The organism is Arcanobacterium hippocoleae, assembly GCF_040360365.1.
Taxonomy (GTDB): Bacteria; Actinomycetota; Actinomycetes; order Actinomycetales; family Actinomycetaceae; genus Arcanobacterium_A; species Arcanobacterium_A hippocoleae_A.
The window spans coordinates 2,212,237-2,228,405 of sequence record NZ_CP136412.1; the positions used below are offsets into that span (position 1 = coordinate 2,212,237).

Annotated in this window: 11 protein-coding genes and 1 pseudogene; 9 read left to right on the top strand and 3 right to left on the bottom strand. The window is 49.0% G+C overall.

Features of this window, described 5'->3' with window-relative positions; genetic code table 11:
- Positions 1-20: 20 nt before the first annotated feature.
- The 4 genes from RQN30_RS11350 to RQN30_RS11365 are packed head-to-tail and all read left to right on the top strand — an operon-like array spanning position 21 to position 6,652.
- Positions 21-500 carry a hypothetical protein gene (locus RQN30_RS11350; RefSeq protein ID WP_353060569.1) on the top strand — a complete coding sequence of 160 codons (480 nt, stop codon included), beginning with the start codon at positions 21-23 and terminating at the stop codon, positions 498-500.
- Positions 421-6,039, top strand: a complete 5,619-nt coding sequence (locus RQN30_RS11355) for a SpaA isopeptide-forming pilin-related protein (RefSeq protein ID WP_353060570.1) — start codon at positions 421-423, stop codon at positions 6,037-6,039. The genes RQN30_RS11350 and RQN30_RS11355 overlap by 80 nt, the downstream gene beginning before the upstream one ends.
- Positions 6,036-6,485, top strand: coding sequence for a SpaA isopeptide-forming pilin-related protein (locus RQN30_RS11360; RefSeq protein ID WP_353060571.1), 450 nt, complete (start codon positions 6,036-6,038; stop codon positions 6,483-6,485). Before RQN30_RS11355 ends, RQN30_RS11360 begins: the two co-directional genes overlap by 4 nt.
- 2 nt (positions 6,486-6,487) lie before the next feature.
- Complete coding sequence (locus RQN30_RS11365; protein ID WP_353060572.1) at positions 6,488-6,652, top strand: LPXTG cell wall anchor domain-containing protein; 165 nt, start codon at positions 6,488-6,490, stop codon at positions 6,650-6,652.
- Between the two features lie 330 nt (positions 6,653-6,982).
- Here RQN30_RS11365 and RQN30_RS11370 read toward each other — a convergent pair whose 3' ends face one another.
- Entirely contained in the window at positions 6,983-7,255 is a 273-nt protein-coding gene (locus RQN30_RS11370) for a hypothetical protein (protein WP_353060573.1), read from the bottom strand.
- Between the two features lie 19 nt (positions 7,256-7,274).
- Here RQN30_RS11370 and ileS point away from each other — a divergent pair, with 19 nt between their 5' ends.
- The 4 genes and pseudogenes from ileS (at position 7,275) to RQN30_RS11390 (ending at position 14,953) form a co-directional block, all read left to right on the top strand.
- Positions 7,275-10,571, top strand: coding sequence for an isoleucine--tRNA ligase (gene ileS, locus RQN30_RS11375; protein WP_353060574.1), 3,297 nt, complete (start codon positions 7,275-7,277; stop codon positions 10,569-10,571).
- Positions 10,564-12,129: a bifunctional folylpolyglutamate synthase/dihydrofolate synthase gene (locus RQN30_RS11380; protein ID WP_353060575.1), complete on the top strand. Its 1,566-nt coding sequence runs from the start codon at positions 10,564-10,566 to the stop codon at positions 12,127-12,129. The genes ileS and RQN30_RS11380 overlap by 8 nt, the downstream gene beginning before the upstream one ends.
- Before the next feature lie 386 nt (positions 12,130-12,515).
- Positions 12,516-13,849, top strand: a pseudogene (locus tag RQN30_RS11385) (aminotransferase-like domain-containing protein).
- Positions 13,850-13,993: 144 nt separating this feature from the next.
- Positions 13,994-14,953: a D-alanine--D-alanine ligase family protein gene (locus tag RQN30_RS11390; protein ID WP_353060576.1), complete on the top strand. Its 960-nt coding sequence runs from the start codon at positions 13,994-13,996 to the stop codon at positions 14,951-14,953.
- 95 nt (positions 14,954-15,048) lie between these two features.
- Here RQN30_RS11390 and RQN30_RS11395 read toward each other — a convergent pair whose 3' ends face one another.
- Complete coding sequence (locus RQN30_RS11395) at positions 15,049-15,339, bottom strand: hypothetical protein (protein WP_353060577.1); 291 nt, start codon at positions 15,337-15,339, stop codon at positions 15,049-15,051.
- 18 nt (positions 15,340-15,357) lie between these two features.
- On the bottom strand, positions 15,358-15,576 hold the full coding sequence (locus tag RQN30_RS11400; RefSeq protein WP_353060578.1) for a hypothetical protein: 219 nt from the start codon (positions 15,574-15,576) through the stop codon (positions 15,358-15,360).
- 241 nt (positions 15,577-15,817) lie between these two features.
- Here RQN30_RS11400 and RQN30_RS11405 point away from each other — a divergent pair, with 241 nt between their 5' ends.
- Positions 15,818-15,973: a hypothetical protein gene (locus RQN30_RS11405; RefSeq protein WP_353060579.1), complete on the top strand. Its 156-nt coding sequence runs from the start codon at positions 15,818-15,820 to the stop codon at positions 15,971-15,973.
- The last annotated feature ends 196 nt before the right edge of the window (positions 15,974-16,169 follow it).

The window sequence follows — 16,169 nt, forward strand, 5'->3', positions numbered from 1 at the left end:
ACGGTGCGGAAACTAGATAGATGAAGAATTTAACTGAGATGCAGATAACTGTGGGAGCCAGGAAAAATATCCGACCGGTGCTGATCGGAAAGCAGGCAATATCGTCGCTTCTTGCTTTGGCGCTGCTGCTGAGTATTACGGTTATCGCAATCGTTTCCGGCACCGAGAAAGCAGCTGCTGTTTCGGAAACGCATACTGTTGAGTCGAGTACGCAGCGAATTCCATTAAAGTCGCTTACATTCCCGCTGCAGCTTGGCGATTTTAAGCAAGAAGAACAGCTCACTGCGGAGAAAATCGCGCTGGATCAGAAAACAGGTAAGCCGGTAATTACGTGGACTTACACTGCCAAGTTAAGTATGGCTAAAACGGTGCCTGCGAAGATTGAGCGCTATTTCACCACTTCGCTTGAATCAGGTTTGGGTGAGCCGAAAATTACCGCAGTTACAAAAAATAATAGTTCGCTACCACCCGCAAGCACCGGCACACTGCCCCCCCAATAAGAATCTGCTTTCCGCGGTAAAAGATAGCCGCTCAGGTAAAGACGTACAAAGCGGTACTTACACCTACACCATCACGACACCGGTTTTAGCGCCGCGGGCAAGCTATGTGCTTAACGTGATGAATAATATTACCGGTAAATTCGGAGCTGGTACTGTACTTGCGGTCAATGGGGAAACACAGGTTTTGAAAGAAACAAAAGAACTCACTGTACCCTCGTTCTTGAACTATACGCTCGATACTAATCGGGATTTAGTGCTTAATAATTATGCTGGAAAATCCCCGCAAATTATTACGCCTGCAGGGAATGGCGTAAACGTGGCCGGCGATTATCTGGAACGCAATAAGATCCGCTGGATTTACTCGTTCGTAAACTCTGCTTCCGCGGCGAAAGACCATACGATTGCAATTAACCTCGACGAATCCCAAATCCAAAAAGGCCCAGCGAAGCTTTACTTCTATAAACCAGGTGCAAATGGATATGAACTGGTTTCCGGCAAGACTCAAGACGTGTCTGCTGCCACGGTGCCGATTATTGGGCTTGATCCGGGCTGGCGGGTGCAGCTCGTGTTGGAAACCGATGTCACTGCTGATCTTGCCCGCCATACTTTTAATGGGGCTGTGCTTGCGGCGCTAAAAACTGATCTTACGGTCAAGAAAATCTGGCAGAAAGACGTGGCCGAGGGTGAAAAGAAAGAAACAAACTTTTCTGTGCACGGAAATGCGAAAGCTTGGGATTTGCGGATTCCGGCTAAAGAAAGCACGGCAGTCCTGAGCGCAATAGACGCATACGATGAGAAGTATCAGCGGATTCGCTATGAAGCGGTTGAGCAGCCAATTGCGGGGATGATTCTCTATAATCAGCTGATTGACCGTGAAAACAATACGTTTACGTTCTACAACCGGAAATTCGTGCCGGAAGAAGACGGCCCTGAACCAGCAGCAGGAACGTGTGAATCGTACGGTGTTACTAAGGTAAACGTTACTGATATGAACGAGTTTCTTTGGGGCGACGGCGAGAGCTTTATGTGGTCTGCTTCCCTGAGCGGTGAGTTCCGGATTCCTGCAAATGCCGCTGGCGGTGATTATTTCACGCTGCAACTTCCGCCGGAGCTGCAGCTGGATTCGCCGGTTAGCACCACAAAGCCAATTGCGAATGGCGATATTTACGGCAGCGTAAATGGGCAGCAGAAACTTATCGGCAGAATGTATCACGTCGAAAATAACACGGTGAAATTCCTGCTCTGGGATGAAGCAAAACATTCGGCTGATTACACGGGAACATTTTTCATCGGTAATAAAAACTGGAAACCTGGTGCTGGTGCGCGGGTAAACGGTGTTAGGATTAACGGTTCGCAGAGCTATGGCTGGGGGATTGTTCCGGGAAAAGCTGAGATCCATGATTCAGCTAATCCGCAAGCAAAAATGGTGGTGAAGAACCCTGATTTTTATACTGATTATATCGGTTTGAACGGTGCTGCTTCTGGGTGCAGCCATGAAGTTTCAGGCGATCATACGATGACGTTCCATTATGAAGATGATGACATCTATAAGTTCGGAAAAACTGTAATGAAGTATGTGACAGCCGAAACTGAAGATTCGCTCACTTACCGCATTGTATTTAACGCCGAGCATCTTAACTGGAATTCTCCAGGTTTTTCTGATTTGCTCAGCAATACGATTGCGCTGTATCACGGCAATTCCCCGACCTCGTTAGCGCAAGACTTGAAAGTATATCTCGCTGATTACGGAAATAATGCAGCTCCGCGGTCTAATACTGTTGAATCTTCTAAACTCATTGAACTGTGGCCGAAACGAGATTACGGGAACAATAAGTTAAAGAACTTACAGGTAACAAAGACCGAGTTTAAACCGGTTAATTACAATTCTCGATTTTCTTCGCGCGACGAGAAGAATCCGAATATTCCGATTACTCACGAGCTGAACGTGGAGGTAGCTAACCACACGAATGAAATCATCGTTTTTGATCTTGTTACGCGCAAACTTCAGCCGCATTCAGATGGTTTCTATTATAACGATGCAGAATTGAAAAAAGGGCTGTGGCGCCCGGTGAACTGGTATAAATACATGAACTCTGCTTATCGCCCAACAGTAGGTATGGGTATTGCGAACTTTAATTCGTTCTATGATATTAGTTTGCAAAAAGTGGATGCTTCGGGAAATCCGATTAAAGGCAATCCTGCCGCATTCCGGATGTATAGCGAAGATCAAATGTATAACGTGAAAGCGTTTACCAATGAAAATGGCGTGGTTACTTTTGAAAATGTGATTCCGCAAGGCGCTGTGGTAGACGGGAAAACCTCACCAGGGAAATATGTTTTGCAAGAGGTTGTGCCGCCGCAAGGATACACTGCAGCGAAGCAAATGGAAATAGTTGTGAAAACTAAAGACGAAAACGGCAAGAAAGTACCGTATATCGTCTACGGCGGAAAAGAGTATCCAGCTGCACTTTCGGTAGCTGGCCAAAGCGGGCTTTTCGCGGTGACCGATAAGAAAATTCCATCGCTGGGCGTGCAAAAAGTAGATCGTGTCTCTGGGGCTGCATTGCATGGAGCTGTGCTGAAAGTAAATGAATACAAACTCGCTGGATATAATCAAGGCGGCGAAAATAAGCCTGTGCGCACTTTGCTTCTTGGGTGCGAAGATCCAGCGGGAACGTTAGATACGTGCGTGAATCTGAACGCTGATGAGTTCCGTGTGAGTGATACCAAAGCCGATCACCTCTACGTCTTTGAAGAAGTGAAAGCGCCAGCGGGATACAATTTGCGCAAAGAAAAAATTTATCTTAAAGCGCTTGCAGATAAAAGTACTGGCGAGCATAGCTACGTGCAGGTGCAAGAAAACGATATTCACAGCAAGGGAACTGCGCTGAAACTTGACGGCGACGTGTTTGTCTACAAGCTGGAAAATTCGCGCAGCAACCGGATTGAGTTTACGAAAGTGAACGAATCTGGCAAGGCGCTTACCGACGCGAACGCGATTTTTGCTTTGTATCAGGCAAACGCTGCCGGTACTGCTGCGGGTGAAGCGAAAGAAATTACACTGACGACGGGGCAAAAAGTAACTGCGGCGAAGGTAGATAAATCTGAGCGGAGAATTGATTCTGCAGCGAGCTTTGCATATGATAATCTGCCCGACGGCACCTATTACCTGCTGGAAGAAAAAGCTCCTGCGGGTTATATTCTGCCGGGCTATCCGATTGCTGAATTTGCGGTCGCCGGCGGGGCAGTGCGTTCAGATTCGGCGGATAATAAGCTGACGCTTCCGAACTATCCGCTCGGCAAATTTAAGCTGACGAAAACCGATGATTCAGAAAATCCGGTGAAACTTAAAGACGTGGGTTTCACGCTTTACAGCGATGAAAAGCTGGAGAAAGCGGTGGGCAAAGAAAAGCGCACTGACAGAGACGGCGTGCTCTATTTCGACGGCTTGCAGCCGGGTACCTATTGGCTGAAAGAAACCACTGTTCCCAAAGGTTTCACTGCAGCAAAACCGCTGCAAGCGGTGGTGACGCACGAGGGGAAGACGCTCGTAGCACAAGATCAAATTCCACTTGGCGGCGGAGCGCATGTGCGCGTCACTGGCAACGGTGTTGGGATTAGTTCCGGAACTGGCGCGGAGAAGATTCTCGATGTGAAAGAACAATTTGGCAATCTGCACCAGCAAGATTCAAAGTTCCCGGGCGGGGTTAATAATATTGCAGCGAAAGATCTCACGGTTCAACAGGTTGTTTCTCCTGCCGGCATCCTTGGTAAATACAAGGTAGATGTAACTCTTTCGGGAAATGGTTTAAAAAATCAATCCCCGAAGACCGATGTACTCGTGATGTTGGAACGGCGTAACGGTACATATATGTACGGAGATAAACAATTCTATGCAAGCCAGCTTAAAGAAAATGTGATTCGTCCGCTGAAAGATTCGCTTCCAGCGGGGTCGCGAATCTCAATTTGGACATGGGCTGATAACACCAACTGGGGAGATATTCTTGACGGTTTCCGACCTTTGGAAGATGCGGACGTTTTACTAGCACAACGACAAGATAAATTGGATTCGCATATTGGGACCTGGCCGACTCGGCACTTCGGTAATCCAAACGATCAGAAAAAGAGTTTCCCGGGAATTGTGGAAACTGCGATGGCGAAAGCCGGCCAATCTGGGCAAGGTTCTCGCAAAGTCATTCTCAGTATTGCCGGTCTTGCCATACACAATCCAATAAAAAAGCATCACATTTTTAAACCTGATTGGGACAATAACGAAGAGAAAAACTTCTTGACTAATGAGCGCGGTTTCGAACAAATGCTGCGCAAGTATGAGTTCTACGGCTTTAACGAATCTGGGTACAGGCTATCTATCGATAACGAAACTAACTTCACACCGTTCGGTGACGCATTGGCAACAGCTTGTCTGCGTAACTCTGACATCCCCTGTATCGATGAATCGCATATCGTAATGGTTGAAGATGACATGGAAAAACTTTTCGATAAGCAAGTATCCCGATTTAATCCGGCAACTGGAAAGAACGAGACAGTTACTGCAGCCGGTGCTGTGAACAGCGGTAAATATGGGCAGATGCTCACGGGGCTGGTGCAGAAAATCGGCTCCGGCAGTGCAAACTTTGAAATTGCGCTTGCGGAAAATGTCTTGCTCGATAAAGCGGCAACCGTCGGCGCAGATGGTGCAATTACGTTCACGCAAAACGGGGTGCTTCCAGCCGACGGCGCACACAAGGCGGCAGCGATAAGGTACGATGCAGCTCAGAAACAAATTCTCGGCTCAGGTTTCCGGATTAACCGCGATACGCAAGGTACTCCGAAAATTAGCTTCAGCTACTATGTGAACTCAAACGTAAACACTGCTCAGCTCAATAAATTTGCTCCAATCAACACGGGTGCAGCATTACTGCTCACCGATTCTTTGAGCGATCGAATCCCGATTCCAATTCCGCAGGTAAAAGTGCCCGGAGCTGTCTATAGTCTCTCGCGCGAATGGGCGGCAGGGGTGCCGGAATCGCTCAAAGCACCGTCGCTCATTTCGCTTGTGCGCACAGATGGAACCCTGGTCGAAAGCAAGATTCTCGGCAGCGAAAGCAATAATGCGTTTCAGGAAGTGCCGGTATTCGGCAGCGACGGCAAGATTATCAGCTACAGTGTGCTTGAATCAGGATTAGACAACCGGCTCGAATCACAGATTCAATACAACACAGATGCCAGCTACACCGGTGTGCAAAACGGAAGCGCAAAGATCAACATACTCACCGGAATTCGGATGATTGATTTCCTCGTGCGCAAAGTTTGGGAAAATACTCCCGAAAATCAGCGCAGCGAAGTCACCGTATCGCTGCAGGCAAGTGCGGGCGGGAAGAATATTCCGCTTGCGGATCTTGGCATAAAGACAACCGAAACCAAGCTTAACGCTGGAAATAACTTCACTGCCGTTTTCGCTGATTTGCCGGATATTAACTCAAAAAGCGAGCGGGTATCCTACACAGTATCCGAAACCGCACTCGGGGAGTGGAAGTGAACGCTGCCGACTACCGCACCGAATACGATTTTGGGGATACGCATGCGACCGTCGCGAATGTGAAGACTTCTGAGGTGACGGTAGTAAACGAGCGTCAGGAAAATCTGAAGATTCTTAAACGCAGTGTGAATTCTGCTGGCGAAGTTGATGAAAATGAACCGCTGAATGCGCAGTTCAAACTCGAAAAGCTGCGCGCTGACGGAAAGACTGCAGACCAGAGCTTCGCCGCAGCCGAGGGCTGGACGTACCAAGATAACACGGACGGGATGACGGTAAACGCTGTAGTTGCAGGAAAGTATCGTCTCACCGAACTGAAAGCTCCAGATGGCTATCAGCAGCTTGCACAGCCGATTGAGTTCGAGATTTCGGGCGCGCTGACTACCGAGATAAAACTCAGCGAGTTTGCGAAACTAAGCTACGACGCTGATACACACACCTTGAACTGACGGTGCTCAATGAACACCGCACCGAGATTCCCGGGCAATTCCCGCTTACCGGTGCAGCAGGAATTGCGGGATTCTTGATTCTTGGAATCACAGTTATCTTATTCGCTTTCTGGCTGCTGCAAAGAGTACAAACGGAAAACACGGTGCCGGTTGAGTCTGAAATATAACATCCAAACTGCTGAAAACAAATAAATAAAAACAAATAAATAACTTCTGGTGCTTGTGAAAATTCTTGGCCGGATACGGCAGCGGATAGCGGTGAAACTCACGCAGTTTCCGCAGCAGATCGTCTTGGGTGAAAAGCGATGATTTCGCTAGACTTGATATCGATTAAATAAAATTGAATAAATTCAACTAAATACAAGCCAAGAAAAGCTTTGATCTGGCCATCACCAGGGAGCTCTCGGAAGAACGGCGAACCCGATTTTAATTGCAGGGTACAGGCTTAACGCAATAAATCGGCAAACCTACTAGAACCGAGCGGTTCAGATCCGTCATCATCTGCAATGAGCGGCTTGGTTGAAAGCTTGTCCAAGTGCAGGAAACGCACCGTCGTTAATGAAATTTAATTGATACGGCGGGAAACTTTCCCAGTACGTATGCGGATCGGTTTTGTAAACGATAAACAAGCCGCTGCAAAGCAGGCAAACAAGCAGAAACCAGGCAATCGAGGTGGTACCGCGGTAGACGCATTCAGTAAAAGCTGGAGCAGAAATCGTCCTCGTGTACACAGACGCAAAAGCAGCTGCGCAAAGCAGGAGCATCTGCAAAGCAGTAACGAGGAGAAAAATGAGCGAGCAAACCAAATATCCGCTGCACCGCGACGGTGAAGTAGTATCCAGCCCGAATTTGCCGGAACTTGAAAAAGCCGTACTGGAATATTGGGAAAAAGATCAGACTTTCCAAGCTTCGATTGACCAGCGCAAAGGCGACGAATTTGTATTTTACGACGGCCCGCCATTTGCAAACGGCTTGCCGCACTACGGGCATCTCCTGACCGGATACGTAAAAGATGTGGTCGGGCGGTATCAGACGATGAACGGCAAGCGCGTGGAACGCCGCTTCGGTTGGGATACGCACGGGCTGCCGGCCGAGCTTGAAGCACAGCGTGAACTCGGAATTGAGGACGTTTCCGAAATCATTAAACCCGGCGGAATCGGGATTGAAAAATTCAATGCTGCCTGCCGTTCTTCGGTGATGAAATACGCTAACGAATGGCAAGAATACGTTACCCGCCAGGCGCGTTGGGTAGATTTCGAAAACGATTACAAAACTCTCGACCTGCCGTACATGGAATCAGTAATGTGGGCATTCAAGACTCTCTACGATAAAGGCTTGATTTATAAGGGATACCGTGTGCTCCCATATTGCTGGAACGATCAGACTCCGCTTTCGAACCATGAATTGAAGATGGACGACGACGTATATCAAGACCGCCAGGACAATACCGTTACGGTGGCAATGCGTCTTGAAGAATCAATGCTCGGGAATGTTCCAGCTGACGGGAGCGAACCGGAGCAAACTGCTGCACAAGGCGAAATGGTGCTCATCTGGACCACTACACCGTGGACGCTGCCGTCAAACCTTGCCGTTGCCGTCGGCCCGGATATCGACTATGCGGCAGTAAAAGTTGCGGCAGATTTAGATTCTCCGCTTGCCGGGCAAACAGTGATTCTCGGTGAAGCACGCCTGAACGCATACACAAAGGAACTTGGCGAAGAACCGCAGATATTGCGCCGATTCAAAGGATCGGAACTTGTAGGTAAACGTTATTATCCGATATTCGATTATTTCAATACACCGCAAATGCGTGCAGAAGATGGGGAGATCGGGCCGCACGCTTGGGAAATCATCGGCGGCGATTACGTGACCGTAGACGACGGCACCGGCTTAGTGCATATTGCCCCGGCTTTCGGTGAAGACGATATGCTCGTTGCCCAAGAAGCAGGAATCGGAACCGTCGTGCCGGTAGACGATGCTGGCTGCCTTACAAGCGAAGTCAGCGACTATGCCGGCATGAACATCTTCGACGCAAATAAGCCGATTATCACCGATCTTCGCGACGGCACCGGCCCGCTGTCGCGCGTCGCTCCGGAACAGCGTGCTGTGCTTGTACAGCAAAAGAGCTATGTCCACTCCTATCCGCACTGCTGGCGCTGCCGGAAACCGCTGATGTACAAGGCAGTTTCATCGTGGTTCGTGAAAGTTACTGCATTTCGGGATCGGATGGTTGAGCTGAATCAGCAAATTACGTGGCAGCCGGAGCATATCAAGGACGGTATTTTCGGCAACTGGCTTGCCGGCGCCCGCGACTGGTCGATTTCGCGCAACCGTTTCTGGGGTGCGCCGATTCCAGTGTGGATGAGCGATGATCCGCAATATCCGCGCGTAGACGTCTACGGTTCAATCGAGCAGCTTGAAGCTGATTTCGGGGTGAAGGTAGCAGATTTACATCGTCCATTTATTGACACCCTCACCCGCCCAAATCCAGATGATCCAAGCGGGAAATCGAAGATGGTGCGGGTGCCGGAAGTACTTGATTGCTGGTTTGAATCAGGGTCAATGCCGTACGCGCAGGTGCATTACCCATTCGAAAACCGCGAATGGTTCGAATCGCACTATCCAGGTGATTTTATTGTCGAATATATCGGGCAGACCCGCGGTTGGTTCTACACAATGCACGTGCTCGCTACTGCACTCTTTGACTGTCCGGCATTCACTTCATGTATTTCGCACGGTATTGTGCTTGGCAACGACGGGCGGAAAGCTTCAAAGTCGCTGCGCAATTATCCAGACCCGATGGAAATGTACGATAAGTACGGGGCTGATGCAGTGCGCTGGATGCTGATGAGCTCGCCGGTGCTGCGCGGCGGAAACCTGGTAGTAGCTGAAGAAGGTATCCGCGAAGCGGTACGGCACGTTATCTTGCCGGTTTGGAATACTTACTATTTCTTCAGCTTGTATGCCGGCACGGTAAACGGCGGTGCAGGATATCAGGCGCAGCTGCTTGATTTAGATCATCCGCAAGTGGTGAACCAGCTCGACGTGATGGATCGTTACCTGCTTGCACGGACGAAGAAACTTGCCGACGATGTGCGGGCGGCTTTTAACGCACTCGATATTCCAGCAGTTTCACAAGATATTCGCGGATATCTTGATTTGCTCACAAACTGGTATGTGCGCACCTCGCGTGACCGCTTCTGGAATGAAGATTTATTTGCTTTCGATACGCTCTATACTGCGCTTGAAACACTCACCCGTGTACTTGCCCCGCTCGCTCCGCTTGTTTCAGAAGAAGTCTGGCGCGGGCTGACCGGCGGGCGTTCAGTACATCTGCAAGATTGGCCAGTGCTGCCGGCGCTGGATGGGGCAGATGAACTTGTCTCGGTAATGGACGAAGTCCGGGAAGTGGTATCGCATGCACACGCATTGCGGAAAGCAAATAAACTGCGTGTCCGGCAGCCGCTGAGCAAACTCACCGTCGTAACTGATCTTGACTTAGCTCCATTTGCGGAACTTATTGCTTCGGAAGTTAATGTGAAACAAGTTGAAGTTCTCACTGCTGCTGAATCCGGCCTGAAAGTTCGCAGCGAGCTTACAGTGCTTCCGCGTGAACTTGATCCGAGTATCCGCCGCTACACTTCAGCGCTTTTCAAAGCTGCCAAGAACGGATCCTGGGAAGAAATCGACGGCGGCGTACTGCTGCGCACTGACCCGGAAATCACCTTGAGTCCGGGCCAATATACGCTGACTGCTGCAGTATCTGCGGCTGAAGGTTCAGTAGCCGCTGTTCTTCCGTCTGGTTCATTCGTGGTGCTTGATACTGTGCTCACACCGGAGCTGGAAGCTGAAGGTTTTGCACGCGATGTAATTCGCCAGATTCAAGATCAGCGCAAATCCGACGGGCTGCATGTGGCAGATCGGATTGCGCTCACGCTGCGGGTGCCTGATGCAAAGGTAGCGGCGATTACGGCGAATCTGGAGATGATTCAGACAGAAACTCTCTCGCTGGAAGCCGATATTGCCGGCGGTGCTGCAGAAGTTGAAGTAACGGTGAAAGTGATTACTGAGGCTGCCAATGGCTGAGAAGTTTCATAATCTGAGGCCAGATGATTGGCGCAATCAAAACGAGCCGTTAAATCAGGATGATTCACCTGCTGAAGCTGAATCGCTCGACAAAGAAGCGCTTGCAGCTTTGCTCTCTTCTGGGCTGATTGTCGGACCGGATCCGGCGATTATTGCGGAAGTGAAAGCTGCTCCCGATCCGATAGTTCAGCTCGCTAACGATTCGGCGCTTGAAGCACAGGTGAATCAGATTTATCGGGAGATAATTTCCCGCGCACCCGAGCATCAGGTACAGCCCTCGCTTGAACGTGTTCGTGCCTGCCTTGATTTGCTTGGCAACCCGCAAGATTCTTATCGGGCAATTCATATCACCGGAACGAATGGGAAGACTTCCACTGCGCGGATGATTGAAGCGCTGCTGCGGGAGCGGGGATTGCGTACTGGGCGTTTTACTTCTCCGCATTTAAACTCGGTGCGTGAACGGATTGCGATTGACGGAAAAGCGATTAGCCCGGCTAATTTTATCGACGCCTGGGAAGACGTCCGTCCGGTAATCGAACTGGTTGATGCACGTTCACAAGCAGCAGGAGGGCCGCGGCTTTCTTTCTTCGAAGTGTTTGTAGTAATGGCATACTCGGCATTTTCGATGGCGCCGATAGACGCGGCGGTGGTGGAAGTCGGGATGGGCGGCCGCTGGGATGCGACAAATGTGATTAATGCCGATGTTTCAGTATTAATGCCGATTGCTCTCGATCATCAGCAATGGCTGGGAGACACAGTTGAAGATATTGCGGCAGAAAAACTGGGTATCCTGAAACCGGGAAAAACTTTAGTAACTGCACATCAGCTGCCCAATATTGCTGAAATGATTACCGCTGATGTCCGCGAGAAAAAGGCGCAGCTGCTTGCTGCCGGACGTGATTTTGCACTGCTTTCCCGTGAACGCGCGGTTGGCGGGCAAATGCTGACAGTGCGTACACCGGCAGCCGTTTACGAAGATATTCCGCTGGCAATGTTTGGCGAATATCAGGCGGAAAATGCGGCAGTGGCGCTAAACGCGGTGGAAGCGTTTTTCGGCGGCGGATCTTTGCCGGGTGAAGTGGTTGAACACGCCCTAATGACCGTAAAGTCACCAGGCAGAATGGAGGTTGTGAAAGGATCGCCAGTAATAATTGTGGATGCTGCACACAACCCGGCTGGGGCAAAAGTTAGCGCCCAAACTTTAGAAGAGAACTTCCCGGGGCCGCGTGCGGCAGTTTATGCCGCAATGGCTGATAAAGATATTGAGGGTGTGCTTGCGGAAATTGAGCCGGCTTTCGCTGCGATTGTGGTAACTCAAATGGGAGGAGAGCGGGCTGCTGACGCTGAAGATATTGCGCGGATTGCGTGTGAAGTTTTTGGTGAAGATCGTGTGAGCGTAGAACCGGATTTAGGTAATGCGATTTCGACGGCAGTTGACCTGGCAGAAACCGCAGATCCGGAGGCGATTGCTCCGGCAAGTGTGGTGGTGCTTGGATCAATCCAGCTTGCTGCTGCTGCGCGTGAATTACTTGGAGCATATCGGCCTGATCAAGGTTAAACCGCTGGTAAGCAGGATCTTTTCAGAAGCATGCGCAGAGATAAATCAAGTTAAGTTAACGGCGGTACTGCATTGGCAGTGCCGCCGTTACTATTTACTGATACTATTTTGGGACAGGCATGAAGCATTACCGGAAAAATGGCAGAATAATTGCACAAGGATGAGATTAGCTGCCAAAAAATAAGATGGTTCTAACTGGTCATTGTATGAATTGTGAGGGCATAATTCGCGTTCGAATTTAATCCGCGTATTGACGTGCGGAATACTGAGACGAAAATTTGTGCTCATAAAAATAAGGGCGGAACACTGCGGTTAAAAGTCCGCTGAAAATACCGAAACAAATAACAGCGATTTAGAAAATCGAGTCGAGGAAAGATAGGAGTGAAATGGCACAGATAAGCAGTATCGCAAAGAAGGTTGTGAGCGCCGCCGCCGGTGCCGGTACGCGCCTTGATCCCTGGTTTGATTCATATGCAGACCGTGCTCTTGGAATGAAACAATCTGAGACACGTTCGCTTTTCGCTGTGGCAAATCGCCCGGAAGTAGTTTCGCTCGCCGGCGGGATGCCGAACATTTCCGGACTTCCGCTTGATTTCTTAGCTGAGATGACGGCGCAGCTAATCCGTGAACGCGGCGCGCAAGTGCTGCAATACGGGAGCGGGCAAGGCGAAGAAGAACTGCGCGAAATGATTGTGGAAGTAATGCGTGTGGAGGGAATTCGGGCGCATGTTGATGACATTACTGTGACTACAGGTTCGCAGCAGGCGCTGGATATTATTACACAGATTTTGCTCAATCCAGGTGAGACGATTGTGGCGGAAGCCCCGTCTTATGTCGGGGCACTCGGCGTGTTCCGGGCCTATCAGGCAAATGTGGTGCATGTGCCGCTTGACGCTGATGGTTTAATTCCGCAAGCACTCGAAGAAACACTTACGAAACTGGAAAATGAGGGAAACCGGTAAAATTCCTTTACACGGTGCCGAATTTCCACAATCCTGGAGGTGTATGTCTGAGCCTTGAACGGCGTCCGCAGATTGTAGAGATTTGCAAACGCCATCATGTGCTGATTTTGGAAGATAACCCGTATGGGATGCTTGGATTTAATAACCAGACGATGCAGCCGCTGCAGACATGGAATCCTGATGGCGTGATTTATCTCGGTTCTTTTTCGAAAACTTTTTCCCCTGGATATCGCATTGGCTGGGCACTGGCTCCGCACGCACTCACACAGCGCCTAGTGCTTGCCAACGAAAATGCTACGCTTTGTCCGGCAAAAATGGGGCAGATTTCGATTGCACAATATTTGCGGACCTATGATTGGATGCAGCAGATTCGTGAATACCGCCAGATGTATCGGCAGCGGCGCGACGCGATGAATGCGGCGCTGCAGAAATATTTGCCGATATGTGAATGGAATGTGCCCGAGGGCGGTTTTTATACTTGGGTGAAGCTGCCGCAAGGGCTAGACGCGAAAAGTATGCTTCCGCGGGCTACTACGAATCTCGTCGCATATGTTTCGGGCACTGCTTTTTACGCCGACGGGCAGGGGCATAACCATATGCGGCTCTCTTTCTGCTATCCCACGCCGGAACGAATCACTGAAGGTGTGCGCCGGCTTTCTGGGGTGGTGGAATCTGAACTGGAACTGGTTAAAATGTTCGGCACAGCGCCAGTGCATGATGAAATCGGTGTGGAAGTGCCGGGAATGAATCAGCTTTAAGCTGTGTCGGGATGGTAACTTTCGCTTTCAATGTTTTGGAATTACTGTGAGAGCCGTCGTGATTAAATCGTTGTGATTCTCAGCGGAGAAGTTATCCGGAACCTCACAGGGAAAAATATTTTCGGAAGATAAGGATTTGAGAAGATGGAACGTCCATTAACTGTGGCAGTGATTGCAGGCGGGCTGACCCATGAGCGGGAGATTTCGTTGATTTCTGGGCGGCGCGCGGCCGGAGCATTGGTCGATTGCGGGATTCAAGCAAAAGTGCTCGATTTAGATGCACATTTGCTGGCGCGGTTAACTGCGCTTGAACCGGATGTTTGTTGGCCGCTTGTGCATGGCGCTTCAGGTGAAGATGGCTCTTTGCAGGATTTGCTTGATCTGGCTGGTTATCCGTTTGTGGGTACCGGAGCCGACGGGTGCAGGGTTGCTTATGATAAATCCGTCGCTGCAGCTGCGCTGAGTGAGGCGGGGGTAGCTGTGCCGGATTCGATTGCGATTCCGCAGAGCTTGTTCCGCGAAGTTGGGGTGAATGCAATTCTTGATTTGTTTGAATCACGTTTTGGGTTCCCGCTGGTAGTGAAACCTACTCGTGCCGGATCTTCAATGGGTTTGACGATTGTTGAATCGCGGGCGCAATTGCCGGGGGCGATGGTTGATTGTTTTGCTTATGGTGAGGTTGCGCTGGTGCAGCAGTTTATTGCAGGGCGTGAGTTCGGGGTTGCCGTTGCGGATTTCGGGCAAGGCGCGCAGGCACTTCCGCCTGTGGAGATTCGCGCTGCTGGAATTTATGATTACGATGCCCGCTACAATCCGGGGCGGGTGGAGTATTTTGTTGCCGAAGATTTGGCTGCAGTTGGTGCGGCAGAAGTGGCAAGTTTGGCGCAGGAAGTACATCGTGTGCTGAAGCTGCGGCATTTATCGCGGACGGATGTGATTCTCGACGGCAGCGGTAAGGCCTGGTTTATTGATGTGAATACTGCTCCGGGGATGACCGAAACTTCAATCTTCCCGCTTGCTGCCGGTGCTTATGCACGGACGCATGGGATTGAGCCGGATCAGGTGTATTTGGAGATTTTGAAAGCAGCTGCGCTCGGGGAGTAGCAGATTAGCGGAATCTTCGGTGCGCTCGGAATCTTCGGTGCGCTCGGAACGGAAAGCCGAAAACGTTCTGAGCGCACTTTCGCATTTTACGTCGGTTAATATTTCGAGAATTTTGCTATCTTTTGTTCGAGTTTGGCTTTCTTTCGGTTTAGTGCCCAGAGCGGTTTAATAGATTTTGCTACTATTAAGCCGATTTCTTCCATTGATGGAAGTTTTTGCGCTGCAAGTATCTCGTTAATTTCGGTGTTTTCTTTTCCTTTGTTTGCTGCTACTATTTCCTGGGCTTGCTGAAATCTTGGAGTATTAATTTTAAGCGCGGAAATCTGGTGATTTACCTGTACAAGTTCTGCTGCAAGCTCAGCTTTGCTTTTCTTATTCCAAAACATTAGATTCTGCTTATCCTTTCAATCCAACTCAATTTTATTTGGAGATTCTTTCCGATACTGTTCTGTAAAATAGTGCCCAATAACTCCAATTGCGCAGCAAATTCCGCCAATTTCTTTGGTTTCAATCCTTTGGTTCGGCTCTAGCCAGAATCCGGCTATTAAAAATCCCAGACCGATAATCCCAATCATAAATAGGAAGAATCTAATCACGGAAATAGTTTTCTTTTGGAATCTCATCTCAAAAATCCAATCACTTACTATGCTTGCTGTTTACGCAAAGGAAATGAAACTAAATAACTTTCGTAATTTATTTTTATAATCCATGCTAAATTTCGGATTAATTTCACGAAATTGATTTTTTCAGTATCTTCCTATTGATATTCGTCAATATTAAAACATTGACGAATATCAATATTGTTCACACACAAGTAGTTAGTAGCGCGCAGATATCCGGAAAATATGAACGATAGATTCATTGGTGAATGAAATAAAGATTGAAATGAAAGCGAAAGTTATGATTTTATTCCGAAAAGATTTAGCCAAATTACGCGCTGCTTTTTATTTTGGGGTAAATCTTTTGATTTTCCCTAGCGAAAATATTGATTTATCAGATGTAAATAAAAACTTTGAATAGCAGAAAAGCGTTGCACTGTTCACTACAGGCCGGATAACTGATTTTGTATTCCGGATTATGCCTAATATTAGTTTTTGTTGTAAGAGGTAAGCAATAATTGCTCATATGAAAGAAAAAATCTTCAATGCCCAGAAAACCGTTGGATACAAGATTACTTGTCTGACAGCTTCTGTTGGCATTTTTGCTGCAGAAATAA

What these genes read in the sequence shown, in the direction of transcription:
- RQN30_RS11390 (WP_353060576.1), top strand. Translation starts at nt 13,994, where the DNA reads ATGGAACGTCCATTAACTGTGGCAGTGATTGCAGGCGGGCTGACCCAT.
- ileS (WP_353060574.1), top strand. Translation starts at nt 7,275, where the DNA reads ATGAGCGAGCAAACCAAATATCCGCTGCACCGCGACGGTGAAGTAGTA.
- RQN30_RS11380 (WP_353060575.1), top strand. Translation starts at nt 10,564, where the DNA reads ATGGCTGAGAAGTTTCATAATCTGAGGCCAGATGATTGGCGCAATCAA.
- RQN30_RS11400 (WP_353060578.1), bottom strand. Translation starts at nt 15,576, where the DNA reads ATGAGATTCCAAAAGAAAACTATTTCCGTGATTAGATTCTTCCTATTT.
- RQN30_RS11350 (WP_353060569.1), top strand. Translation starts at nt 21, where the DNA reads ATGAAGAATTTAACTGAGATGCAGATAACTGTGGGAGCCAGGAAAAAT.
- RQN30_RS11395 (WP_353060577.1), bottom strand. Translation starts at nt 15,339, where the DNA reads ATGTTTTGGAATAAGAAAAGCAAAGCTGAGCTTGCAGCAGAACTTGTA.